Source organism: Collimonas rhizosphaerae, assembly GCF_038896935.1.
GTDB classification, from domain to species: domain Bacteria; phylum Pseudomonadota; class Gammaproteobacteria; order Burkholderiales; family Burkholderiaceae_D; genus Collimonas; species Collimonas rhizosphaerae.
Window position 1 is genome coordinate 73,207 of sequence record NZ_JBANDC010000013.1, and the last position, 23,927, is coordinate 97,133.

Consider the following 23,927-nt stretch of genomic DNA (forward strand, 5'->3'; position numbering starts at 1 on the left):
AATTGCGGAGTCTGCCGCTCGTCGAACTTAACCCGGCAGCTTTACATTTGATCCGTCTAATTTATCAACACGTCCTTTATACGGCGCCAGTGTCGTTAAATCTTGCGTTTCGACCTGCGTATTCGTGAAATCAAGCCTTTCGAGGATCTTGGTATTCTTGATATCGAGCCTGCTGATGCGGCTTTCCTTGAAACTGGCTTCCTGGATAGCGCAATTATCGAGAATCAGGTTTGCGGTATTTATATGATTCGATGCCAGCACAGGAATCTTGCAATTGTGAAGACGCAGGGACTGGTTGACGCGCGCTATTTCCTTCTTGCTGGAAAAGCCTCCACCGATAAACACCCCTTCGCTGGCTTTTCCAAACGTGACATTATCAATGTCGATACGCACGATCTTGGCCGGCGAAGTCTGGAATACGTCTCGTCCGTTCCCCTTGATCTGGCAGTTCCGTATGGTCAGGCTTGCCGCCGATCCAAACAAGGCATTGACATAACCCGCATCCAGCGATTCCATCAGCACATCGCCCTTGACCGTGGCTTCGGACAGGTCGATGTTATCGATGGCGGTATTGCGAATGGTGAGGGATAAAAATGCGGCAGGACGCATATCAAAATTTCCGCGCAGCTTGGAGTTCTCTATAAGAACTTCAGAACCGCCTGTCGCCGCATCTATCGGGCAATCAACATTTTCAAATTGACAGTCCCTGATAGTCAGCTTGGTATCGCCATAGATGCTCATGTACTTGAACTGGCAGCGCGTGAACTCCGTTTCGCCTTCGGTCCCTAATGCGCCAAAATGGTTTTGATCGGCGCCGTCACCCTGGAATTTACAGTCTTCGAAACGGACTTTCGTACTGCCCGGATCGCCGATCAGATTCAGCTTGCCGACACCCGCGCATTTGGAAAACTGGACCCGATTCATTTTGCCGAATCCCAAAATTCCGCCAAAGCGGCAACCGTCGAATTGCAGATCTTCACTGCCCTTCAATTTGATGGCATATGAGCTTGCAAAATCGCAGTCGACGAAACGGATGTTGCGCCATGCCTGGCCATGAAATTCAGTGCCGCCAAATGACGCGCTATTGATTGTCATGAGGGCGTCGCCATTTTCTTTCTGGCGGAGCTCCGGATTTTGCAGGTAGTCAAAAACTTTTCCAAATTCGCCAATTGGTTTTTTGCTGCTCATGGCATCACATCCTGTTATGTTGGTTAGACTTAAAGCAAAAACACTGACACGGCGCAGAAAACTCCGCCGTGAAGTTATGATTATCATGTTCAGCCTTTAATGACTTTTTGAGGATCCGGATAGCTGTTTCCTGGGCCGTTCCGGTAGGTTTTAAATAACCATCCCCAATCTGGCACTTCGCCCCGCTCTCCGGCTGGCCTGCCGATAAGCGGCACGGCTCCGATTTCCGTTATTCTAAATTGAATCTCCAGCGGAAATACCCACGAATCGCTGAAGTTCATGTCTTTGCCCCAATCGGGCTGGCCGGCGGCAACGGTTGGTTTCTTCAACAAGACTTCGCAAAAAGCTTGCGGGATTTTTGTCCCGCCATTTGCCCTGAATGCGCTGTCCAGCACATTCAGATCCGATGCGCTAAACGTCAGGCGCTTTTTGCTGCCGCTGGAAGAGCCAAACAACTGCTTTGGCGCATCCGAGAAAGATGGCGTGAGCCGGTGCCAGGTTTTTTTTGCGTCGCCTGTTTCTTCATCCCGTCCCCCGACAAATACCCATATGTTCATTCCAGTTATACACGCCAACCCTGTCATCTGGTCGCTAAGAGTGACATCCACGGTACGGGAAAAAAGCGCCTGCCCAGGCTTGAAGTCGGTACACATGAAATTCAGCGGCATGGCTATGTCGCTGTCGCCACGGCTCATGACAGCCAGATAGTCGAGCGCCACGCACAAGCGCGGCTGCGTGTTCTTTTTAGGATCGCTGGTCTTGACTTGTTTAATCGCACCACCCTTAGCATCCAGCAAGGTTCCGCTAGGCGGACGCAGGGTCCAGCCATTGAGCTCCCCATACAGGTTTTGCACGCCGATCGGGCCGCCGCAGCTGCTGACGATAAAATTGGTGTGCTGGTCCGAGCTTTTTTGCTCCCCGTGCAGCCCAGGGTCGCGTGAATCGGCAATATTGGCCCGTCTCAACATGTTAGGGCGGTCTTCTGGCGTCGGCCGGTACAGTCCCGAACGATGGCTATGGCCGGACAAGTGATGATTGACACGCCGCGTATCGTCGACAAAGACACAGGTATCGAAATACCACTTGAGATTCTTTTCGCAAGTGCCGAAATTGGCATCATTAAAAGCTGGCGTATCGACGACGCGGACCTGCCCTTCCGACAGCACTCTGTCAAACGGCGTGATGCTGAGCTTGGCATTCAGCGGCGATTTGTTGTAGTTGATGATGGTGAAATGCGTCGCCACCAGCAGCTTTGCCTTGGAGTTCTGCTTGTAAAGCCCGGCAGAATTAAGAATATGCTTCTGCTGTTCATTGATCGAATGCGTGGCACGGGGCAAGACCGTGCTGCCTTGCGCATCAGGGCTGCTGCTCTGGCGCCAGATCCTGTCGCCCGCCATCCCCTTTACTTTTTCCATGCTCAAGTTGATGTAGACCTCGCCATTGCCCCATTCCAGGCCGCACAGCACCTGCTTTGCATCTTTGCCGGCCGGGTCTTCCGGTTTCGCGCCGTATGGGATGACAAAATCCGACAGCGGCGTGAACAGGGCGCTGAACCAGTCGAAATTGTCCGCGTGAAAATTCCTCGCCGTGTAAATTTGCGCATAGGTTGGACCGTAAGCCAGCGTCGCTTCATAGATGGTCATGTTATGGTCGGCGGCAATCCCTTCGTTGGCCTTGCCGGCAATCCACTCGCTGGCTGCCTCAACGTCCTTGCGCAGGTCCGCTATCTGCTCTTCTCGTGAAGAGGTCTTGAACCACCATCCGTCGCGCTTGATCGTTGGCATCACCGGCGACATGCCGGTTGCCATCTCTTCCATCCGCCCCATCTTGTTAGCCCAGGTGCTCAAACTGGAGTCGGCGCGCGGGCTGACTCCGTATGGCACGTCATACGCCTCGTGATTGCCGGTCGTCATGAAAACGGGGAGCGTCAATTCCCGGTAAGAGTGCCGCACCAGGCTGTACATCAGCATATCGTCCATGCCGCGCTTGTACAGGTTTTTGTCATCGAGCTTGCCGAGCACGTTGAAATTTCTCCATTGGTCGCCAATGGTTCCCCCGGCCTGGTCCGGGTCGATATTGCGGTTGAAGTCGATCAGGTCGCCGGTCAGAAAGATCGCATCGGCACGGTTCTCGCCCTTGCCGAATTGCTCAAACAGATCCTTGAGAGCCATGAAACTGTTGCACACCTTGCCGCCGACCTTGTCCGCCAATGCGCCTGCCGCATCGTCTTCGATCACGCGGGCCGGAGATTGCGCCAACGCATTGTGGCGCACATTCACATGCACATCTGACAGATGGCCGATCTTGAGCGTGTCGCTCTTGCCGCGAATGACCGGATGCCAGCTCATCAGCCGGTCAGTCCTCTGCGCCGGCAGGCCAGTTGCCTGGAAATTATCGAGATTGAATTCATAGGGCCGCGCAAAATGATTGGCGGCGGCATTTTTCTGGTTATGCAGGAAATCGTGGATGTACATGTCCTGTCCTTCGACATGGGTAACCCCTTGATATTCCTGATGACGGGCATGTTCCTCATCGATTTCCACCATCCAGGCAAACGTTTTGAAGGCATCGGTGCCAATACTGGTAAACGGGCCTTGCGTCAGGTCTATCTCGATTTCGTAGACATGGCTTAGCCCCCGGTACACTTCGGCGGCCTGGGTTGAAATCGTGGCAAACGGCTGGCCGTGCCGGTTCTTGATCAAGGCCCCGGCAGCGAAGTCACCCACCAGCCAGCCGTTGATGGCTGTCTTGGCCTTGGAAAATGTCTTGCCATCCCCAAACAAGGTGCCCTGGGTGGTGTCGGTCTTTGTGTCCTTTTTCTTGATGTCATACAGGCGCAGATGGCGGTCAGTCGCGCAATGGATGGTATGCGCCTGCTTGGTCTTCTCATCAATGGTGAAGTGCGTACGCGCTTCCGCAGCCGCTCCCAGGAAAATGCTGCACTTGGTTTGCCCCGGCGCCAGGATCAACGGCGTGCCGAGGCTGGGATAAAGAATGACAGCACTGATAGGAGGATCTTTTTCGCACTCGGTAACGCCGGGAGTCTGGTTCTTGCCGCTGGAGGCATTTGCTACGCTTGAAGAGATATCAGCCATGTAATAGTCCGGATAAAAGTATTAGGCCAATGACGCTAGCGGATGGCTGGAAACGTTTCCAGCGCGGCGCAGGCGTAACGGGGTCAGTATTTTTTCTGAGAGAAGCGCCAGGCTGCGCGGCGCATCGGCCTGCTGCCCTTCCCAATACGCCGCGGGCATACGCCCGATGACGGCAGCGATCGATTCCTTCGCAGCGGCGCTGGCGCGCAGCAAGGCGTTTAGCTGCGGCTCGTCGCAAGCGCGCGGGTGCATGCGCAAACCAAGCGCGATCAGCAGCCGCTGGTCGCTCCATTCGTTCAAATCCAGCTGCTCGGCCAGCTGCAGCTGGAGATGGGCGATCACACGCAGCACGGGCGCGGCGATGTGGTCGAGCTCGCCGGGATCGGTATCTTCTTTCAGGACCAGGGCTTGCAACCGCTCGGCGTGGTTCAGGCGATCCAGCGCCAGCTGCAGTTCGGCGCCGATTGCCAGCGGTTCGCTGAGCGCGGCCGGCTGCGGCTGCGCTGCGCCGCGGATGACGCGCGGCGCGAACAAATGGTCCCAGCTTGCCCACCATTGCATCGCGCTGAGGAATTGCTGGCGCACCGGTTGCGGCCAGCATTGGGCCATGTCCAGGCCGATGCGCGGGTCGAAATAACGCATCAGCACTTGCGACTTATCTTCCAGCAGGCCGTTGAACCAGCTGCGCAGATGGACGCACAGTACGTGATTGCGCAGCGGACTGGCGATCACGCTGAGCGCCTGTCTGTTGCCGGCGTCGGTGGCAAGGCGCAGCAGCAAAGCATCCGAAGGCTGCGGCGGCAAGCGCAACAGCCATGGCCCCTGGTCCACGTGCGCATCCTCCGCCGTGTGCGCAAACAAAGGCTCCGCATCAAGTTCGTAGTCAGCGATGAGCTTGGCGATGCTGCCCGGCGCACATTGCCCCGCGTTGACCAGCGCGTAACACTGGGCAGTGCGCGGCGGCCGCAGCAGGATGCGCAAATCGTGGCTCAGCGCCTGCGCGACTTCATCCAGGAATTGTTGCGGATCATGCGATGGCGTTGATTCTGCCGAATCTGGAACTGCGTGTAACGGAGCGTTCATGTGATATCCATTCAGAGCCGCTTGGTCAGCGTGGAAGCCTGCTGATTCGCTTCCTGCATGCAGCTGACGCAGATATCGGGCTGGGTCTTGACCGGCAGGCTTTTCGGCCCAGGCCAGCTGCGGCTCGCCGCATGCACCAGATGCGGACCGTTGGTGCCGTATTCGATGCCGCCGGCATTGTGCTTGACATAGCTGCCGCCGCCGTTGATCAAGACTTCTTCCTTGGCCGTGATGGTGACGCGCTCGGCAGTCACGCTGATGTTCAGCTTGGCCAGCAGGTTGATGTTGTTCGACAGCGCCTTGACGTCGATGTCGCCTGCCGCTGCGATCATTTTCATGCCGGCCTTATGGACAAACAGGCGGAAGGTCTGGGCAACGCTGGCAAACAGGCTGTCGCCGCTGGCGATCGACAGGCTCTTGCCGGAACTGATCGCGGTATGCTGGGTGCTGGCGATATGCATCGACTGCGCCGTCGTCGTTTCGATCCCGGCCGGGCTGGCCAGCACCAGGTGCGGCGCCGCCAGCTCAGGGAAACCGTCCTCGCCTTCGGCAGCGCCGCCCTGGATTGCCTGGTTCTGGCTTGTGAGCGCCTGCGCGACATTGGTTTGCTGTGCAGGTGCTTCCTGGGCGCCGCTCTGCTCGGCCAATTCGGCCAGCGCCTGATGGCCGTCCGTCGCCGCCGACAAGCGCTGCACCGTTTCGCCCATGTCCTTGATATGCGAAGCCGCGCCGGAGCGCGCCTCGGTCGTGATCAGCATGCCCTTGGCGGAACGGGCGACGCCGTGGCCGTCGGTGCGCAATTCCCAACCTTCGCCGCGGAAATCCTTGCGCCCGGCATTGTCCTCGATGCGCGTGATGTTGCCGAGGGAAAGCTGGCTGTGCTGATGGTCGCTTTTCAGCTGCGCCTGGATCTTGCCGTTGCTATCGTCCAGGATCAGGTGGTTGCTGCGGCCGCTGCCGCCATTGCCGAACTCGCGGCTGCGCATGCCGGTCAGTACCTGCTGGCCGGCCAGCTGCCATGGCGGCATGTTGCTCTGGTTGTAGACGGCGCCGGTGATGATCGGATGGTCCGGATTGCCGTCCAGCCACTGGACGATGCATTCGGAGCCGATGCGCGGGGTGGAGATGGAGCCGAGGTCGCTGCCGGCCCAAGGACTGGCGACACGCACCCAGGCGGAACTCTTTTCATCATTGGCGCCGATGCGGTCCCAATGGAATTGCAGCCTGACCCGGGCGAATTCGTCGACGTAGACATCCTGCCCGGCCGGCCCGACCACGGTCGCCGTCTGCGGCGCCTGGATCCTGGTGTCGACGCTATTGAAGCCGCGCGCCGGACGCCACGGGATGCTCTTGCGGATGCAGACCAGGCGGTTGTCATAGGCCGCCGCCTGGTCAGCCTGCTGCAGGTAATTGTTGCTGGCGCTATGGACCACGCTGACGATCAGGAACGCATTCTTGTCCGCCCCCCCCGCCTGGCCGGAGGCGCCGACGTTGAAGTGTCCGGTCAGCACGAACGAACGCCCCGGCACGGCAAAGCGGCTGTTGCCTGCCGCCGCCACATGCTTGCCGCTGGCTTCAATCTGCTCCATCTGCCGCTTGGCCATGGCGTCGCCATCCTGGCGGTCCTTGAAGCCATATGCGCCTGCGTATTCGTACGACTCGACATCGAGCACGTCGCCTTGCTGGTTGATGGTCGGGATGTCGAGGTTGGCCGGGATCGGCGCCTTGAAATTGAATCCCGACAGGGCGACCCGGCCCGGGACGATCTGCCGCACCGGCGTCCATTCGCCGATGGCGTCTTCTTCCTGCGCGCCGGCGTGGCGCTGGAAACGGATTTCCGGACTGCTGCCGGCGATCGGTTCGGCCTGCGTCGAATCGTCCGACAGGACCAGCTGATGCCCCTTCTCGGAATGCTCATACCAGTAGTGCCAGCCGGCGGCTTCCCAGCGCCGGTGCAGGTAGTTGTGATCGGATTCGTCGAACTGGCAGGCCATGGTAAACGGCAGGTCGCTGCCCTTGACGCGTGAATCCCAGTCGGCATGCGCGCCGTAATCGCTGAAGATGTTTTGCGTTTGCTCGTTCAGCGTCTTGCCATGGAACAGAAGATTGTTTTTCCGCAGCCGGAGATAGGCTAGCCACGGCTTCAGGACCATTGAGTAAAACGCCACGCTGCCGTCGGTCCTGGCCAGCCGGAATTCGAAGACATAGCCGTTGAAATAGCGCAGGCTGCCATCGCCGCGCACCAGTTCCACTGTCACCATCTTGCCCTGGATATCCTTGAGCGGGATGCTGGCGTCGTCCGCCAGCACTTCAACCCTGTATTCGAAATCGCGCGACAAGCCTTCTTCGGCTTCGAGGCGATTCGCCACCAATGTCGTGCGCGGCCCGTCGCCATGGGGGAAAGACAGGCGCAATATCCGGTTATGCTGGCGATCCTGCACCAAGGCCAGGATGGATTGAGGCAAACTGCTCATGCGGGGTTCCTCGAAATTGAACCGTTACTGATAAATGTTATTTAAACAATATTTAACGTTATATTTTACCTGAAGGCAAATCTTATCAAATCATAACTGCCAGCACTGTTAATTACCAACGGGAAATATTATTAATCCGGATACTTTGCAAGAATTAACACTCTTGTTGGAATTCAGAGACAGCATCCGGCATGCGTCCCGGACCGGCCGCCGCCAAAGCGCCATTTGCGGGCACTCCGCGGCCATCTGCATGCAGTCCGCCACATGCCGATTCGGCAGAATCAGGCAATCCTCGCACAGCATTGGTCTACCCTGCCCGATGCCTGCCCGCCTAAGATGAGATCAACGTTTTATCCATCAACGGAGATCCCATGAAAACGGTAGACCATATCTATATCAACGGCAGATTCATCAAACCCCACGGCACTGAAATATTTGAACTCGTCAATCCATCGACCAGGACGGTGATCGGCAAAGTCACGCTCGCCGATGAACAGGATGCACAAGCCGCGATTGCAGCGGCGAAGGCTGCCTACAAGAGTTTTTCGCAAACCACCAAAGAACAGCGCATGGCGTATCTGCAGCGCTTGCACGATGCCGTAGCAGCCCGCTCGGACGAACTGCGGGAGACCATGATCGAAGAGTACGGCGGCCCGTACCGCACGAGCAGTGCCACCACGCAGCGCGCGGCCAACAGCTTTCTTCAGGCCAGGGAACTGCTGAAGACATTCGATTTCGTCAAGCATGTCGGCATCTCCAAAGTGGTGCTGGAGCCGCTCGGCGTGGTCGGCCTCATCACTCCCTGGAACGCCAACTACGGTTTCATCTGCAGCAAGCTGGCCATGGCGATTGCCGCCGGCAGCACTGCCGTGATCAAGCCCAGCGAACTGAGTTCCCTGCAAACCCAGCTGCTGACCGAGTGCCTGCATGCCGCCGGTTTGCCGGCCGGCGTGTTCAACATCGTCACCGGCCGCGGCGCCACGGTGGGCGCGGAAATCACCCGCCATCCCGACATTGCCAAGATTTCGTTCACCGGCTCGACCGATGTCGGCAAAACCATCGCACGCGGCGCGGTCGACACCATGAAGCGGGTAACCCTGGAACTCGGCGGCAAATCTCCAAACGTGATCCTGGATGATGCGGACCTGGAACAAGCCATCCCTGTCGCAATAGCGGCGGCGACCGTCAACAGCGGCCAGGCGTGCATGGCAGGCACCCGCCTGATCGTTCCTGCGAGCCGCCTGGATGAAGTCAAGCGCCTGGCAGCAAAAGCGATGCAAGCCTTGCAAGTGGGGGATCCGCACAACCCCGACACGGCGATCGGGCCGATGGTCTCGCAAACCCAATATGACCGCGTGCAGCGCTATATCCGCCTGGGCGTGGAAGAAGGCGCGGAATTGCTGGTCGGCGGCGCCGGCCATCCGGCCGGGCTGGACCAGGGCTATTTCGTGCAGCCCACCGTATTCGCGAACGTCACCATGGACATGCGGATTGCAAAAGAAGAAATTTTCGGGCCGGTGCTGGTCATCCTGAGCTATGCAACCGAGGAGGAAGCCATCGACATCGCGAACGATACTGTCTATGGCTTGCACGCTTTCGTCAGTTCGGCGGATGTCGGCAGGGCAAACAAGGTGGCGGCCCGGATCGTCGCCGGCCGGGTGTTCATCAATGGCATGTATGATGAACCCAGAGCCCCGTTTGGCGGATTCAAGCAATCCGGCATCGGCCGGGAATTCGGCACATATGGACTTGAAGCCTACCTGGAGCCGAAAGCCGTCATGGGTCACGGTGAAACAAGCAATGAAAATGCGCAATAGCGGCAATCCTCCGATACCTTCCTCCGGCCCGCTGGACCTCCTGCGGGCGGAGGTGCTGAGCCATTTCGAAAACATTCCTGAAGAACAGCGCGACGTCTCCACCGCGCTGCCTTATCTCTCGTTCATCCGCTTCACCCGCCCCACCGAACTCAGCAGGGGCATGCTGGAGCCGTCGATGTGCCTGGTGCTGCAGGGGACAAAAAAGGTCTTGATCGGAACCGAGATCACGCACTACGGCAGCGGCAGTTATGTGCTGTCCGCAATCGACATGCCGGTTTCAGGCCAGGTGGTGGAAGCATCTGCCGCGCAGCCTTATCTTGGGATAAGGATCGACCTGGACGCCAGGGAAATAGCAGCGCAGGTCATCGAAAGAAATATCCCGGTCCCAAAGAATTCCCGCTCGCGCGCCGGCGCCTATGTGGAGGAATCGGATGCTGAACTGCAGGATGCATTCCTGCGCTTGTTGCGGTTATTGCGGAAACCCCGGGACTTGGCCGCACTGGCGCCCCTGGTCAAGCAGGAAATCCTGTATCGCCTGATCACCGCCAAAGACGGCGACGTGCTGGGCCAGACCGTGCTGGCCCATTACCAGGAAAAAGGAGTCAACCAGGCGATCCACTGGATCAAGACCAACTACGCCGAACCGATGCAGATCGAGAAGCTGGCCAAGACGGTCAGCATGAGCGTATCGAACCTGCACCACCGCTTCAAGGCCATCACCGTCATGAGCCCCTTGCAGTATCAAAAGCAGATACGCTTGCTGGAAGCGCGCAAGCTGCTCTTGGGCGGCAACATCGAAGCCGCCACGGCGGCCTTCAAGGTGGGCTATGAAAGCCCATCGCAATTCAGCCGGGAGTATCGCCGGCTGTTCGGAGCCTCGCCGCTGCAAGACATGGAGTATTTGAAACACCATGAACTGGATCGGTAAAACAGGCTAGCTGCTAGAATTGCAGGCTCGTCAAACCAGCAGGATTCCCATGCCATCCTACGCATTCCGTCTTCTCAATGTCTTTGCAGAATCCACTTTCGGCGGCAACCAGCTCTGCGTGTTTGAAGACGCCCGCGGCATGGACGACGCCACCATGCGGGCGCTGGCGCTGCAATTCAATCTCTCGGAAACCACGTTTATCCTGCCGTCCGAGCACGCCGCTGCCCGTGTACGGATTTTTACGCCGGGTTATGAAATGCGCTTTGCCGGCCATCCGACGCTGGGCACCGCGCACGTGGTGCGCGATCTTGCCGGCGCCGGCGCCGGCGACAGGCTGTCGCTGGAATTCGCAGCCGGCGTGGTCCCGGTGTCCGCCGACGGCGACGTCTGGACTTTCACCGCGCCTCAAGGCGGCGGATTGAAAACGGCGCCGACAAACCTGACGCAAGCCGAGATGGCAGCGCTGCTCGGCTTGAATGAAGACGATCTGCTGGCCGCACCGGTATGGATAGACACCGGCGCCGACCAGTTGCTGGTAGCGCTGCGCAGCATGGACGCCGTGCGCCGCACCAGCCCTGACAGCGCACATCTCGATGCCTGGCCTGAGAGCAGCCTGGAGCGCAAGACCGTCTACGTGTTTGCCTTCGATCCGGACCGGCCGGGCCAGGTGCTGTCCCGCTACTTCTTTTCCAAGCAGGGCGGCGGCGTATCCGAAGATCCCGGCACCGGATCGGCTTGCGCCAATCTTGGCGGCTGGCTGATCGCCAACGGCCATCCCTTGCCTGCCGAATATCAGATCGCACAAGGCGAAGCGGTGCAGCGCCCTTGCCTGCTGCGGCTCAAGGTGACGGCTGACCGCGCCATCCAGGTGGGCGGCAAGGTCATCGAAATCGGCCGCGGCAAAATCAGCCTGTAACGTTTAATTCCGGCTCAAGCCCGCGCCTGCGACCAGCGCCGGTAGCGCCGCGTCAGCCGGCGCGTACGCAACTGGTCGATGACCAGGGTCAGCAGCGCCGAATGATTCCCTGCCGCCGCCCGGCTGGCGCCGAGCGATCGCAGGCGGCGCTTGACCAGGGCCATGCGCGCCAGCGCCGCCATCATCTGGTCCTTCCATTCCACCGCCGGACCGCGCGCAGCCTGGTCGCCGCCGGCTAGCCATTGCGCAGGCAAGTCGGGCGCGATCGCCAGCGCCGTCGCCATGCCCGCCACCGCTACGCCGCTAGCCAGCACCTGCTCCGCCACCGCCTTGCGGCCGATGCCGCCGGTAGTCATCACGGGCATGCGGGCGACGGCGGCCAGTTCTTTGGCAAACTCCAGGAAATAGGCTTCACGCGCCAAGGTACGGCCATCCGCAGTCTGGCCCTGCATCGCCGGGCTCTCGTAGCTGCCGCCGGACAGCTCGACCAAGTCCACCTGCAATTCGTTGAGCCAGAGAATGACCTGCCTGGCGTCGTCCTCGCTGAAACCGCCGCGCTGGAAATCGGCAGAATTGAGCTTTACCGCCACACTGAATCCGGCCGCAACCGCGGCCCGCACCGCGCGCACCACTTGCAGCAGCAAGCGCGCCCGGTTTTCCAGGCTGCCGCCCCACTCGTCCTGGCGGCGATTGCTCAGGGGCGACAGGAATTGGGAGATCAGGTAGCCGTGCGCGGCGTGGATTTCAACTCCGCTGAACCCGGCCCGTTCGGCAGCGGCGGCGCTGGCGGCAAAGCGCTCGATGACTTCCTGGATCTCCGCATCGCTCATCGCTTTCGGTTGCACAAACAGCTTGCTGTGCTTGCCCATGTCCAGCGCCAGCGCCGACGGCGCCCACGCCGTGCCGCCCATGGCAGCCATCACCTGGCGCCCCGGATGGTTGAGCTGCATCCACACTTGCGCGCCCTTGTGTTTCGCCGCTTCTGCCCACTGCTTGAAAGGCTGCAGGGGGGTATCGGCTTCCAGCACGATGCCGCCCGGCCCGGTCAGGGCGCGGCCGTCGATCATGACGTTGCCGGTGATGATCAGGCCGGCGCCGCCGTCGGCCCAGGCGCGGTAAAGCCGGTGGATGGCGGCGCCGGGCAACTGGCCGCTGTCGGCCATGTTTTCTTCCATGGCGGCTTTGGCGAGGCGGTTGGGCAAGGTGCTGCCGTTCGGCAGTTGCAACGATGAAAACATGGTCGAAGTCATGATGGATGCGCTAGCAAAAGGAGGAAATACGGTATGCTAAGCTTGAAGTCAACTTGAAGGTCAAGCGATATGAAGATTGGTGAATTGGCGGACAAAACCGGCATGGCGCCCTCGGCCATCCGCTATTACGAACAAAGCGGCCTGCTGCCCAAGCCTGAGCGCGGCGCCAACGGCTACCGCGACTATGCCGAGGCTGCCATCGAACGCCTGCGGCGGATCCAGATGGCGCAAAGCCTGGGATTTTCGCTGGACGCTATCCGCAGCGTATTCGCCAGCAACGAGGAACTGTCCAAGGACGACCTGATAGGCAAGCTGGATGGCCGGCTCAAGGAAATCGAGCAGCTGATGGACACGCTGCGCGAGCAGCACCAGCACCTGCGCAACCTGCGCGCCACGCTGCAGGCAACCTGGGCGGAAGGAGAATGCCTGAACACCTCCAGCCTGGAAAACGGCCGGATTGCCAGGCCCGGGAAACACTAGGCGTCCTTGTATTCGGAATACTTGCGCGCATCCCCGCGCACTTTATCGGCAGGATATTTAAGCCGGTTGAGGACCATTTTTTCTGACACGGCTGCGCGCAGGTCAATGTCGAGCTTGTCGGCAAGGCGCACCAGGTAGACCAGCACGTCGGCCATTTCATGCCGGACCTGCTGCAATTTGCCTGGGGCGAGCTCATCGCCGCTGCCGGTTGGCAGCCATTGGAAATGTTCCAGCAGCTCGGCCGCCTCGACGCACAGCGCCGCCGACAGGTTTTTAGGGGTATGGAATTGATCCCAGTCGCGCTCGGCGACGAACTGGCGGACTTCCTCCCGCAAGCTGGCAAATTCACCGTTTCCTGACTGTTCGACCATGGCAGCGCTCCGTTTAAAATTCCCACCATGATATAGGCTGCGGCGGCTGCAAGCAGCCGCTTCGATGCCGCGGTCATGATCGTGCTCTGGCAGCGCTCCGGGCGGCGGTTAAAATGTCAATTTCGCAAGCACTTACATCGCAAAGGCCTACGTGATATAAGAGTAGCTGTTACTTTGCTTTCAGCAACCTGCTCTTGACTAGAGCCTGTTAACAGGCCCTAGTGTTTTGTGAACAGGCGTGCCGCCGTTTAATGATGGAACCATCATCTCGGTAAGGATGCATATGGACATGAGCGTAAAAATCGGCGGGCAGCCGGAAGCAATCCGCCGGGTGACAAAAATCTATTCACGCTTGCTGATCGCGGGCTTTGCGCTATCGCCGGCTATCCTGATCGCCTACCTGTATTTCTTCCAGGATCCCGGGCTCAAATTCGAAGACCACCTGTTCCACGAAATCGCGATTGCCGCCGCTACCCTGGAGGGCATTTTTGTCACTTACGTCAGCTGGCGTTGTTACCTGTCCTCGGGAGAGCCGCTGCTGCGCTGGCTTACCCTGGGGTTTTTAGGGTTCACCCTGATCTACGCCCTGCACGGCATCTTCACCGGCATGGCACATCACAATATCTGGCTGTTCCTGCTGTATGGCCCGGCGTCCCGCCTGGCGATGGCGATCCTGCTGCTGGTCGGCTTGTTATCCTTCAACCAGGAACCCGACGCTCGCGAGCTGCGCACCAATCCGCGTCCATGGCGGATATGGATCGCGGCATTTCTGCTGATCGATATCGCAGTGGCGTCCATCGCCTATTCGGCGATTGCAGGCAGTCCTGCCGTGCGGCTGACAATGGAGGGCGGCGCCCTGTTTTTCTGCGCGGTCAACATCATCCTCATGCTGGCCGGCCGGATCCGCTCGCCGCTGATGACGATCTTCGGCATTTCGATCGCCCTGTTCGGCCTGTCGTCATTGGCGTTCATTCTCGGCCGCCCGTGGAATCACATGTGGTGGCTGGCGCATGCCATCTTCGCCGGCGGATTTTTCTTCCTCAGCTACGGCATCATCCAGGCCTTCCATACCACCCGTTCATTCGCCACGATCTACAACCAGGAAGAAATGGTGAACCGGCTGGCGATGGCGATGGTCCGGACCGAAAGCGCGCTGCAGGAGCTGCAGCACAGCAACCGCATGCTGGAGCACCTGGCCTCGACCGATCCCCTGACCGGCGCCGCCAACCGCCGCTATTTCATCGAGCGGGTAGATGCCGAAATCGCCAGGTCCAGGCGGGATAACCTGTCGTTTTCCCTGCTCGCCCTCGACCTGGATAATTTCAAGGCCATCAACGATCACTACGGCCATCAGGTGGGCGACGACGTACTGCAGGGTTTCGTGCAGAAATGCCTGGAAGAGATCCGTCCCTATGACAGCGTAGCGCGCATGGGCGGCGAAGAATTCATGGTCTTGCTGCCGCAAGCCTCGCTGGACGTTGCAGTGGTGATCGGCGAGCGCATCAGGTCAGCCACCGAAAACGCCGTGTTCGACAGCATCGTCATACCTAAGGTGATACTCACTGTCAGCATCGGCGTATCGCAGTTCGGCCGCGACGGCAGCACCATCGACACGATTTTCCGCGCCGCCGACGAGCGCCTCTATCGCGCCAAGAACCAGGGCCGCAACTGCGTGATTACAACATGAAGCGGCAGCGCCGCGACCTGCCGGCTCAACCGGCGCCGGTGTTGCGGTATTTGCCGATGCCGATGCCGAATATGCTGGTCTGATGGCTCCTGCTTTTCACCACCCTCAATTTTTTGCTTGGGTCAAGCAGCGTAAAGCGTTCCCTGATGTCAGCTTCGCTTGGCAATGAATTTGCGCGCCAGCGGATGATATCGATACCGGCCTTTTTCAGTGCCTTGTACTTTCGTTCATCCTCTTTGCTGACGGTCTTGCTGTTGTGATTCTTGTTGTCTATCTCGATCACCGCGACCACATCGCTGGCTTTGTCGCAAATCACGAAATCCAGGTTCTTTGCCGTCAGGCTGTCGAGACCGGCGCTGTCCTTGGTGCCGAGGCAGCGGCTCAGCCCGACTTGCGCCAGCACCATGTGGTCCGGCAACGCGCCTACCAGCCGCCAGTACATGATCTGTTCATTGTTCGACATCGGTTTTTTCTTGACGTATTCGCGTCGCTTTTGCAGCTTCGCCTGCTTCTCCCTGGTAACCACAGCAATCACAGCCATGATAATGAGCGTTAGCACCGTGAGTGCAATGACTGCTTTCATTATTCAGTTCCTCTAGTTGAGTGCAGCGGCCATTATATTTCTATATGGAAATATAATGAAGTCAAAAATGCAGTACTTATGGATTGTTTATCGCAATCGCCGGCAGCGGGGCCGTCAGGATCTTGGAAAAGAACTGGCCGGGAAAGGCCGGCAGATATCGGCGCACCGCGAGAAAAGCGGCACAGGATGGGGGGAGCAAGGGACGGCGGACATCTGGTCCGCCCAACCCTGCCAGCTCGCTGAGCCGACAGTAGCTGGCTATATTTACAGGCCGGAATTACTCGGTCAGCCCGAAAATCGCATCGTAGCCATTCTTGGCGCGATCTGCTTCTTCCAGTTCATTGCTCAAACCCAGGTCTTCCAGCTCTTCCGCGGCATTGTTGAACTGCTTGCTGCTGGAGGCGCCGATGACACGGTAGATTTCCTGTTTCGCATTGCGGATGCCGAGCAATATCTGTTCTTGCCTGACGACGTTCAGTTCTGTCGACGTGATCAGCAGGTTGGCCATGATGTCGTGGTCGAACTCGGGGATGTCTTTATCTCCGATTAGTGCTGTTTTCAATCTGTTCCTCTTGTCTTTATGGATAAATTTTGCCGCAAGTGTGCGATTTTATCAGTGTAGTGCTTTGTAAGTAATGGAGCTTCAGAAATGGTGTATTTTTGTGCCAGGCTAGACGCAAACCGGAGCGATAGCAGTGCTATCGCGAGGATTTGCAACGACGCATGGCGCGAAAAGACGCCGTTTATGAAGTTTCATTATTTGCAAAGTACTACACTAAGTCTGGCGTTTTGCCGTCATGGCGCTCCGCGAAGCGCCTGGGCGCTGCATCTGCGCCGGGCTTCGCGGAGAAGGCTCCTGCTTATTCCTGGTGATAGCGGGTCACCAGTTCGACTTCGCTCTTCGAACCGAGGAAGACCGGCACGCGCTGGTGCAGCTTCTCCGGCTGGATATCCATGATCGCCTGCTTGCCGTCGGTGGCGGCGCCGCCGGCCTGCTCGACGATGAAGGCCATCGGGTTGGCTTCGTACATCAGGCGCAGCTTGCCTGGCTTGTCCGGTTCACGCGCATCGGCCGGGTACATGAAGATGCCGCCGCGGTTCAGGATGCGGTGGACGTCAGCCACCATCGATGCGATCCAGCGCATGTTGAAATCTTTCTGGCGCGGCCCGCTGCTGCCTGCCAGCATTTCGTTGACATAACGCGTGACCGGCGGGTGCCAGTGGCGCGCGTTGGAAGCGTTGATCGCAAATTCCTTGGTCTCGGCCGGGATTTGCATGCCGCGCTGGGTCAGGACCCACGAACCCATTTCACGGTCCAGGGTAAAACAATCCACGCCATTGCCGGTGGTTAGCACCAGCATGGTCTGCGGGCCGTAGACGGCGTAGCCGGCAGCGACCTGCTTGCGGCCCGACTGCATGAAATCCTGTTCGGTCGGCGATTTCATGCCGTCCGGTGCTTTCAGCACGGAGAAAATGGTGCCGATCGAGACATTGACGTCGATGTTGCTGGAACCGTCGAGCGGATCGAACAGCAGCATGTATTCGCCTTGCGGATAGCGGTTGGGAATCGGGTGTATCGATTCCATTTCTTCCGAAGCCATGGCCGCCAGGTGGCCGCCCCACTCATTGGCTTCCAGCAGGATTTCATTGGAAATGATGTCCAGTTTCTTCTGCACTTCGCCTTGCACGTTCTCGCTGTCGGCGCTGCCCAGGACTTCGCCCAGCGCGCCCTTGCCGACGGCGTGGCTGATGGTCTTGCAGGCGCGCCCGACCACTTCGATCAGCAGCCGCAGTTCGGCCGGGATGCTGTTGTGCAAGCGTTGTTGCTCTATCAGGTGCTGGGTAAGACTAATACGTTTCATATTGCTCTTTCTTTGTTGTAGCCTTCCCCGGCCGGCAGCGGAAACCTTCCCGCTGCCGGTTGGGAAACGGCAAAAAAATCAGTTGGCGAGTGCTTTGCCGATGACTTCCAGTACGTCTTTCGACAAGTCAGGCGCTGCGGCGACGCGCTGCAAGGCCGCGCGCATCTTTTCCTGCAGCGCCGGCGCATATTTGCGCCAGCGGTCCAGGCTGCGCGCCAGCCGCGCCGCCACTTGCGGATTGACGCCGTTGAGTGCGATCACCTGGTCGGCCCAGAATTCATAGCCGCTGCCGTCGGCCGCGTGGAAATTGGCCGGGTTGCCGCTGCAGAAACTGAAAATCAGGCTGCGCGCGCGGTTCGGGTTTTTCAGCGTGAACGCCGGATGCTCCAGCAAGGCGCGGATCGCCGCGACATCGGCCGTGTAAGCCGTGGCTTGCAAGGCGAACCATTTGTCGATGACCAATGCTTCCTGCTCGAAATCCTTATAGAATTTTTCCAGTGCGGCAGCCTTGCCTGGCGCACTGCTGTTAGTCAGCGCCACCAGCGCGGCCAGGCGGTCGGTCATGTTGTTGGCGTTGTCGTATTGCTGCTGGGCCAGCGCATGCGCCGCCTCGTCGTCGGCCTGGATCAGGTACGACAGGGCGACATTCTTCAATGCGCGCTTGCCAGACGCTTCCGCATCCGGGCTGTATGCGCCGAGTGTCTGGCTGGCATGGTAAGCCGCCAGCAGGTCATCCTTGAGCGCCAGTCCCAGCTTGCCGCGCAGGTATTGGCGCGACTGGTGGATCGCTTGCGGATCGATCACTTCGGTCTGCTCTGCCAGCAAGACTTCCGACGGCAGGGTCAGGGCCAGTTCGCGGAAAGCCGCGTCAAGCTTCGCATCGTTGAGGATCAGGCCGAACGCCGTGCCCAACGCTGCGCTGTTGGAGGCCGCATTGTCCAAGACCTCCTGCAGCGCCACCACATGGCCGGCTTGCCCTGCATCCTGCACCGCTGCAGTCAGCGCCAGCAAGCTGCGCGTAGCGAGACGCTGGCCGGCTTCCCAGCGGTTGAACGGATCGCTGTCGTGCGCCAGCAGGAAAGCCAGTTCGGCATCGCTGTATTCGACATCCAGCACCACCGGCGCCGAAAAATTACGCAAGATCGACGGCACTGGCTGTTCCGCCACATCGACGAAACGGAAGGTCTGCTGCGCCTTGGTCAGCTCCAGCACGCGGGTGGTTGCGCCGCCGGCCTGGCCCTTGCCGTCTGCCTGCAAATGCAGCGGCATGTCCTTGCCTTTGCTATCGAGCAGACCGACTGCAACCGGGATATGGAATGGCAGCTTCTTGGCCTGGCCCGGGGTCGGCGCACAGGTCTGCGTCAGTGTCAGCTCGTAGGTTTTCTTGACGGCGTCGTACTTGCTCTGTACTTGCACCCGCGGCGTGCCGGCCTGGCTGTACCAGCGCTCGAACTGGCTCAGGTCGCGGCCGTTGGCGTCGACCATCGCGGCGCGGAAATCGTCGCACTCTACCGCTTGGCCGTCATGCCGCTCGAAATACAAGTCCATGCCTTTGCGGAAACCGTCGCGGCCGAACAGGGTCTGGTACATGCGCACCACTTCGGCGCCTTTTTCATAAATCGTGACGGTGTAGAAATTATTGATTTCGACATAGGAATCAGGCCGCACCGAGTGCGCCATCGGACCGGCATCCTCCGGGAACTGGGCCTGGCGCAAGACGCGTACGTCATCAATGCGCTTGACGGCGCGGCCGCTGTCGGTGCCGACCATGTCCGCCGAAAACTCCTGGTCGCGGAATACGGTCAGGCCCTCTTTCAGGGACAGCTGGAACCAGTCGCGGCAGGTGACGCGGTTGCCGGTCCAGTTATGGAAATATTCGTGGCCGACCACCGCTTCGATATTGGCGTAGTCGATGTCGGTAGCGATGCGTGGATTGGCCAGAACATATACCGTGTTGAATATGTTGAGGCCCTTGTTTTCCATCGCGCCCATGTTGAAGTCGCCGACGGCGACGATCATGAAGCGGTCCAGGTCGAGCTCCAGGCCGAAGCGTTCTTCGTCCCAGCGGATGCTGTTGACCAGGGAATCCATGGCGTGCCGGGTCTTGCCCAGGTTACCGTCTTCGACCCATACCTGCAGCAAGACTTCGCGGTCGGATTTTAGCATGTGTTTTTGTTCCTGGCAGACCAGATTGCCGGCCACCAGCGCGAACAGGTAGGACGGTTTCTTGAACGGGTCTTCCCACTTGGCGTAGTGGCGGCCATCTGTTAGTTCGCCTTCGTCGATCAGGTTGCCGTTCGACAGCAGCACCGGATATTTCTTCTTGTCGGCGCGCAGCATCACGGTGTATTTGGCCATCACGTCGGGACGGTCAGGGAAATAGGTGATCTTGCGAAACCCTTCTGCTTCGCACTGGGTGAAAAAATTGCCGTTGGATACATACAAACCCATCAGCGAAGTATTTTTTTCCGGTCTGGTCAGCGTTTCGATTTCCAGCACCACCTTGGCCGGCGCCGAAGCGATGCGCAACTTGCCCGCTTCCAGCTGGTACTGGCCGGGTTTCAATTGTTTGCCGTTCAGGCGCAGTTGCAGCAGTTCCAGCTCTTCGCCGAACAGGACGATTTCCTTGCTGCCGCTGGCCGGATTGCGCCGCATCGTGATGCGGGTGGCGATACGGGTGGCTGCCGGATCAAGGTCGAAGCCCATGTCGACGCTGTCGACCAGGAAGGCGGGAACGGTGTAATCCTTACGAAGAACGGTTAATGGCGTGGCAGAGATGTCTGTGCGCATAGAGTAATGTGGAATGACGGTTGATAACTATGAACTATGGTTGGCAACTAAGTCTATGTGCCAAGATTGACGAACTGCTTAATCACCTAGCTGGCCGTCTCAATCGTTCAGGCAGATAGTGATTCTACCAATCAAAACACAAATCATCATGCGATTTATAGTGGGTTGTCAGCCCATGAATCATGCCAAAAATCACAAAATTTATACTCATGCCTGTCAAAATCGGATAGACTCATCTAGTCTAAAACCGCATAGCGAATTGGACAGTAAATTTACTTTCAGCAGGTCCTCAATAATTAATGGAGAAACTCATGGAACAAAATAAAATCGTTGAACAAGTTGAAGAAGATATGTTTGCTCAAATTGCTGTTGCGATTAATGATAGCGAGTTGGTCGAGTCCTATGCGGGCGTTCTTGACATGTCCTTCATGACATAAGTTTGAAAAGAAAAGGAGGGGGGGGGTAAGATTTTTATTTCCCCTTTTTTTCATTAACAAGGTGCTGAAAAGTTATTTCAATTTAGATCCGTGTGATTATGTGCACATTCGCAGCTGGTCGCTCTTCAATACCCAGCATGTTTTAATTATTATGCTCGTAGGTATAGCATATTTCATATGGCAATAAAATGCATACTTCAGAAACATTGATTAATGTAAGTGCGTTTCCATCGACAAATAATGCGCAGGTTCTTTACCTAAATTATCAACGCCGTGTTTTCAATAGTTTGCTCCATGTGGCAAAAGCAGCAGCTGGCCCTTTAAATATTGATATTTCAGGTATCAAACGTTTGTCAGATCGCTTTGTAAATACCCCTGCTTCATCATATCTTTTTGCAACAAATTGCCTTTGTGTAGAGTCAATAAAAAAATGCAATGGAATTGATGGCCTTAAATCTGCTCTCATTAATTTCAATGAAACTGCAGAAGACGATTTGATTTTTGTTTTTCCAATCATCCGAAATATTTCAGATGTTCAATGGGTAAAGGGAGAGGATGTCGCAGATGTTGCAAACAAGGCTTTTGAAAAAAATAGAAATTTTTATACGCTGACAGCAAATATCAAGCCAGTAATGGAAGAGTCATTTATTTTCCATAAAAATTTTATTAATAAAGCATTGGTATTATTAAAAAACTCTCCTGCACACGTTTATTTTGACGAACTATGCAGATATATTTCAACTATAGGTTTATACGATGGAATAGGAATTTCTGGATGGTCTTCAGAGCAACATATCGGCGCCATTTTTATTCGTAATTCAACTGGATCTGGGGAGTTACGTGAAGGTGTTGAAGCAACGGTTGTTAATGCCCCACCTCTTGTCTACTATGTGGAACAATTAATTCATGAAACGGCCCATGTTCACTTGGATTTGCTCATGGAAACTCACAAACTTTTTCTGAATGACAATGAAGCGAAATACGTTTCACCAATTCGTTTTGATTTAAGGCCGATGCGGGGGGTATTTCATGCGGTATTTGTACTTACTCGGATCTACAACGTTCTTCGGTCAATTAATTTCTCTGAGGAACGAGATGAAAATTATCGTCTCGCCAGATGTAAAGTTATTGAAGGGAAAGTAAAATCTGGATTGAAAGAGATTCATAAAAATGCTGTGTTAACAGAATCAGGAAGGTTTTTGTTGGAAGATATGGCGAAATTATTAAGATTTCCATAATTCATGACATCCCCACTGTATAGCAGCAATGATCGAAGGATATTTTTGAACTTATTGCGCGCAATCGTCTGCGCTCGCCCAGATCGTTGTGACAGTAGTTGGTCAGTGCATGTCGGTTGAGCTAGACCCACAAATATTCTGCGAGGTTCAAATCCAGTGCATACAGCGGCAGTATATCTTCACGCACCAGTCGGCCACGATGCGCTCTCAAGCCTTCGCAGATAAGCAGCATCGGTTTTTCAAATGGGTCTTGAGCACCTTGAAACTCAACAACCTTTCCCTCTTCTTGATGCTACCGTTGTGCAGCCAGAACAATCCAATAGTACCCGTAAGTTCTGCGATATCCCTATGTATGGTTCCGCTTGAGGTGAAAGCTGCCTTCGATACGTTCCATAACCCCATTTTGCACGACGGTGAACGACACATCCAGAAATACCCAAGCAACGAGGCAATCGTGGCGAAACCAAACAGTCGGTTGCTTTCAACTCGCTGCGACGATCGCGCAAGCATGCTGATACGGTACTGCTTTTTATCACCAATCCACCTGTTCTCTTCCCCAACAATGTAGCTGAACACGCTGAGCATATGCCCAAGGTCAAGCAGAAAATACAAGGCAATCGCATACTTGATGTTTTACGCAACGTTTTTAACGCTAATCCTGTTCAGCCTACCTTCTGCTGAATAATCAAAATTTCGAGAGAGTCCGCCTATGTTTCACCAAAGACACATGGATCAACTAGCCTCAATCATTGAAAAATCAGTTGTAACTCATCGCATGACATCTATTGGAGAGATGTATGTTGCAGGCACCGGGATTCACGTCAATACGAATGGTTCCGCAGCTCCGTATTTTGTGGGTGGGTTTTCCTGTAAAAAAACTAGGGAAGAAGCAGTACTCGTCGCCCGATTTGAATGTAAAGAACGGGCGTTTGCGATGTTCGACTTTAGGAATGATACCAGCGACGGATACCCTCTTTACTCATTTTCTCAGAATATAGTCAAAGGAATGGCGACTCCCGATGAGGTCATGCTACGCCCTGGTTCGGATGCTGTTGGACTTGCCATCCGTGTTTCGCGGAAGGACGCAATAGTACACGCCGCTAATGAGATACTTGAGCGTGCTTTACTTGGGAAAATATTTTACTGTGAGCTTCCCATAGCTCTTATATCTAAAGAAACCATAGGAGATCATCTCTGTTATTTTTACACGACGGCAGATAAGCAACAAACCGGATTTGTGATGGCTGTCTTGGTGGGGCGCGACCATAAATTTCTGACATTGGGTGCAAGCAGAGATGATTCAATTAGACATGCCATTAATAAAAGTCGGGCGGAAGCAATTATGCTCGCGGACAATATCCTAGCTGGAAAGAGTACTAAGCATATCGTTAATAAACACACTCGCCAGCGTATGGCATCTCAAACTGATGCTGCAATGATTCTCAAGCGTCTGGATTTTCTCGAAAACGGATGCGTCAAATCTATCCCTGTACCGACTGATAGTTGTTCAATTGAAGGCGTGATTTCGCTATGTGGAGGTAGCGATATTTCCTATTGTGTGCTGGCCGAATCGGAATCAATGGCTGTCGTACGCGCAGTCGCAACTGATTTCCCAACCTTAGCTGATCTAAGACTTAATAATTTAGGCTCCATGGAGGCCAGTATCGACTTTGTTTGCTGATGCACCATTTTGACCTCCCTTGAAGTATGTCCGTTGAATCATAGCCA

At 56.6% G+C, this 23,927-nt stretch carries 18 protein-coding genes; 8 read left to right on the forward strand and 10 right to left on the reverse strand.

The annotated features are described in order from the left end of the window. Nucleotides 1-27: 27 nt before the first annotated feature. The 4 genes from V8G57_RS18095 to V8G57_RS18110 all read right to left on the reverse strand — a co-directional run bounded on the left by V8G57_RS18095 (nucleotide 28) and on the right by V8G57_RS18110 (nucleotide 7,840). The gene (locus V8G57_RS18095; protein WP_342830552.1) at nucleotides 28-1,188 is read right to left on the reverse strand and encodes a right-handed parallel beta-helix repeat-containing protein; all 1,161 of its coding nucleotides are present in this window, start codon (nucleotides 1,186-1,188) and stop codon (nucleotides 28-30) included. 89 nt (nucleotides 1,189-1,277) lie between these two features. Then, the gene (locus V8G57_RS18100; RefSeq protein ID WP_342830553.1) at nucleotides 1,278-3,971 is read right to left on the reverse strand and encodes a metallophosphoesterase; all 2,694 of its coding nucleotides are present in this window, start codon (nucleotides 3,969-3,971) and stop codon (nucleotides 1,278-1,280) included. Nucleotides 3,972-4,304: 333 nt separating this feature from the next. Beyond that, nucleotides 4,305-5,366 (reverse strand): DUF4123 domain-containing protein, encoded by a 1,062-nt coding sequence (locus tag V8G57_RS18105; protein ID WP_342830554.1) that lies wholly within the window; start codon nucleotides 5,364-5,366, stop codon nucleotides 4,305-4,307. 11 nt (nucleotides 5,367-5,377) lie between these two features. After that, complete coding sequence (locus V8G57_RS18110; protein ID WP_342830555.1) at nucleotides 5,378-7,840, reverse strand: type VI secretion system Vgr family protein; 2,463 nt, start codon at nucleotides 7,838-7,840, stop codon at nucleotides 5,378-5,380. Nucleotides 7,841-8,211: 371 nt separating this feature from the next. Here V8G57_RS18110 and V8G57_RS18115 point away from each other — a divergent pair, with 371 nt between their 5' ends. From V8G57_RS18115 to V8G57_RS18125, 3 genes are read left to right on the forward strand one after another with little or no spacing between them, the layout of a single operon-like run. Then, nucleotides 8,212-9,657 carry an aldehyde dehydrogenase family protein gene (locus V8G57_RS18115; protein ID WP_342830556.1) on the forward strand — a complete coding sequence of 482 codons (1,446 nt, stop codon included), beginning with the start codon at nucleotides 8,212-8,214 and terminating at the stop codon, nucleotides 9,655-9,657. Continuing rightward, complete coding sequence (locus V8G57_RS18120; protein ID WP_342830557.1) at nucleotides 9,641-10,585, forward strand: AraC family transcriptional regulator; 945 nt, start codon at nucleotides 9,641-9,643, stop codon at nucleotides 10,583-10,585. Before V8G57_RS18115 ends, V8G57_RS18120 begins: the two co-directional genes overlap by 17 nt. Before the next feature lie 49 nt (nucleotides 10,586-10,634). Continuing rightward, nucleotides 10,635-11,501, forward strand: coding sequence for a PhzF family phenazine biosynthesis protein (locus V8G57_RS18125; RefSeq protein WP_342830558.1), 867 nt, complete (start codon nucleotides 10,635-10,637; stop codon nucleotides 11,499-11,501). A 14-nt stretch (nucleotides 11,502-11,515) separates the two neighbouring features. Here the strand turns inward: V8G57_RS18125 and V8G57_RS18130 are convergent, their stop codons facing one another. Beyond that, nucleotides 11,516-12,751, reverse strand: coding sequence for an NADH:flavin oxidoreductase/NADH oxidase family protein (locus tag V8G57_RS18130; RefSeq protein ID WP_342830559.1), 1,236 nt, complete (start codon nucleotides 12,749-12,751; stop codon nucleotides 11,516-11,518). Between the two features lie 69 nt (nucleotides 12,752-12,820). Between V8G57_RS18130 and V8G57_RS18135 the strand changes: the two genes are divergently transcribed. Further along, on the forward strand, nucleotides 12,821-13,231 hold the full coding sequence (locus V8G57_RS18135) for a MerR family transcriptional regulator (RefSeq protein ID WP_342830560.1): 411 nt from the start codon (nucleotides 12,821-12,823) through the stop codon (nucleotides 13,229-13,231). On the opposite strand, the gene V8G57_RS18140 is transcribed toward V8G57_RS18135, so the two are convergent. Beyond that, nucleotides 13,228-13,602, reverse strand: a complete 375-nt coding sequence (locus V8G57_RS18140) for a MazG-like family protein (protein WP_144739655.1) — start codon at nucleotides 13,600-13,602, stop codon at nucleotides 13,228-13,230. The genes V8G57_RS18135 and V8G57_RS18140 overlap by 4 nt on opposite strands. Nucleotides 13,603-13,885: 283 nt before the next feature. Here V8G57_RS18140 and V8G57_RS18145 point away from each other — a divergent pair, with 283 nt between their 5' ends. Continuing rightward, nucleotides 13,886-15,289, forward strand: a complete 1,404-nt coding sequence (locus V8G57_RS18145) for a GGDEF domain-containing protein (RefSeq protein ID WP_425458302.1) — start codon at nucleotides 13,886-13,888, stop codon at nucleotides 15,287-15,289. 25 nt (nucleotides 15,290-15,314) lie between these two features. On the opposite strand, the gene V8G57_RS18150 is transcribed toward V8G57_RS18145, so the two are convergent. The 4 genes from V8G57_RS18150 to pepN all read right to left on the reverse strand — a co-directional run bounded on the left by V8G57_RS18150 (nucleotide 15,315) and on the right by pepN (nucleotide 20,524). Then, nucleotides 15,315-15,872 (reverse strand): DUF2726 domain-containing protein, encoded by a 558-nt coding sequence (locus V8G57_RS18150; protein WP_342830562.1) that lies wholly within the window; start codon nucleotides 15,870-15,872, stop codon nucleotides 15,315-15,317. A gap of 277 nt (nucleotides 15,873-16,149) precedes the next feature. After that, the gene (locus V8G57_RS18155; RefSeq protein WP_139220048.1) at nucleotides 16,150-16,434 is read right to left on the reverse strand and encodes a hypothetical protein; all 285 of its coding nucleotides are present in this window, start codon (nucleotides 16,432-16,434) and stop codon (nucleotides 16,150-16,152) included. 298 nt (nucleotides 16,435-16,732) lie between these two features. Further along, the gene (locus V8G57_RS18160) at nucleotides 16,733-17,734 is read right to left on the reverse strand and encodes a class 1 fructose-bisphosphatase (protein ID WP_092397640.1); all 1,002 of its coding nucleotides are present in this window, start codon (nucleotides 17,732-17,734) and stop codon (nucleotides 16,733-16,735) included. Between the two features lie 78 nt (nucleotides 17,735-17,812). After that, nucleotides 17,813-20,524: an aminopeptidase N gene (gene pepN, locus V8G57_RS18165; RefSeq protein WP_342830563.1), complete on the reverse strand. Its 2,712-nt coding sequence runs from the start codon at nucleotides 20,522-20,524 to the stop codon at nucleotides 17,813-17,815. Nucleotides 20,525-20,835: 311 nt separating this feature from the next. Here pepN and V8G57_RS18170 point away from each other — a divergent pair, with 311 nt between their 5' ends. From V8G57_RS18170 to V8G57_RS18180, 3 genes are all read left to right on the forward strand, one after another. Next, nucleotides 20,836-20,961, forward strand: coding sequence for a hypothetical protein (locus V8G57_RS18170; RefSeq protein ID WP_342830564.1), 126 nt, complete (start codon nucleotides 20,836-20,838; stop codon nucleotides 20,959-20,961). 188 nt (nucleotides 20,962-21,149) lie between these two features. Continuing rightward, entirely contained in the window at nucleotides 21,150-22,199 is a 1,050-nt protein-coding gene (locus V8G57_RS18175) for an aKG-HExxH-type peptide beta-hydroxylase (protein ID WP_342830565.1), read from the forward strand. A 727-nt stretch (nucleotides 22,200-22,926) separates the two neighbouring features. After that, nucleotides 22,927-23,880: a hypothetical protein gene (locus V8G57_RS18180; protein WP_342830566.1), complete on the forward strand. Its 954-nt coding sequence runs from the start codon at nucleotides 22,927-22,929 to the stop codon at nucleotides 23,878-23,880. Nucleotides 23,881-23,927 lie beyond the last annotated feature (47 nt).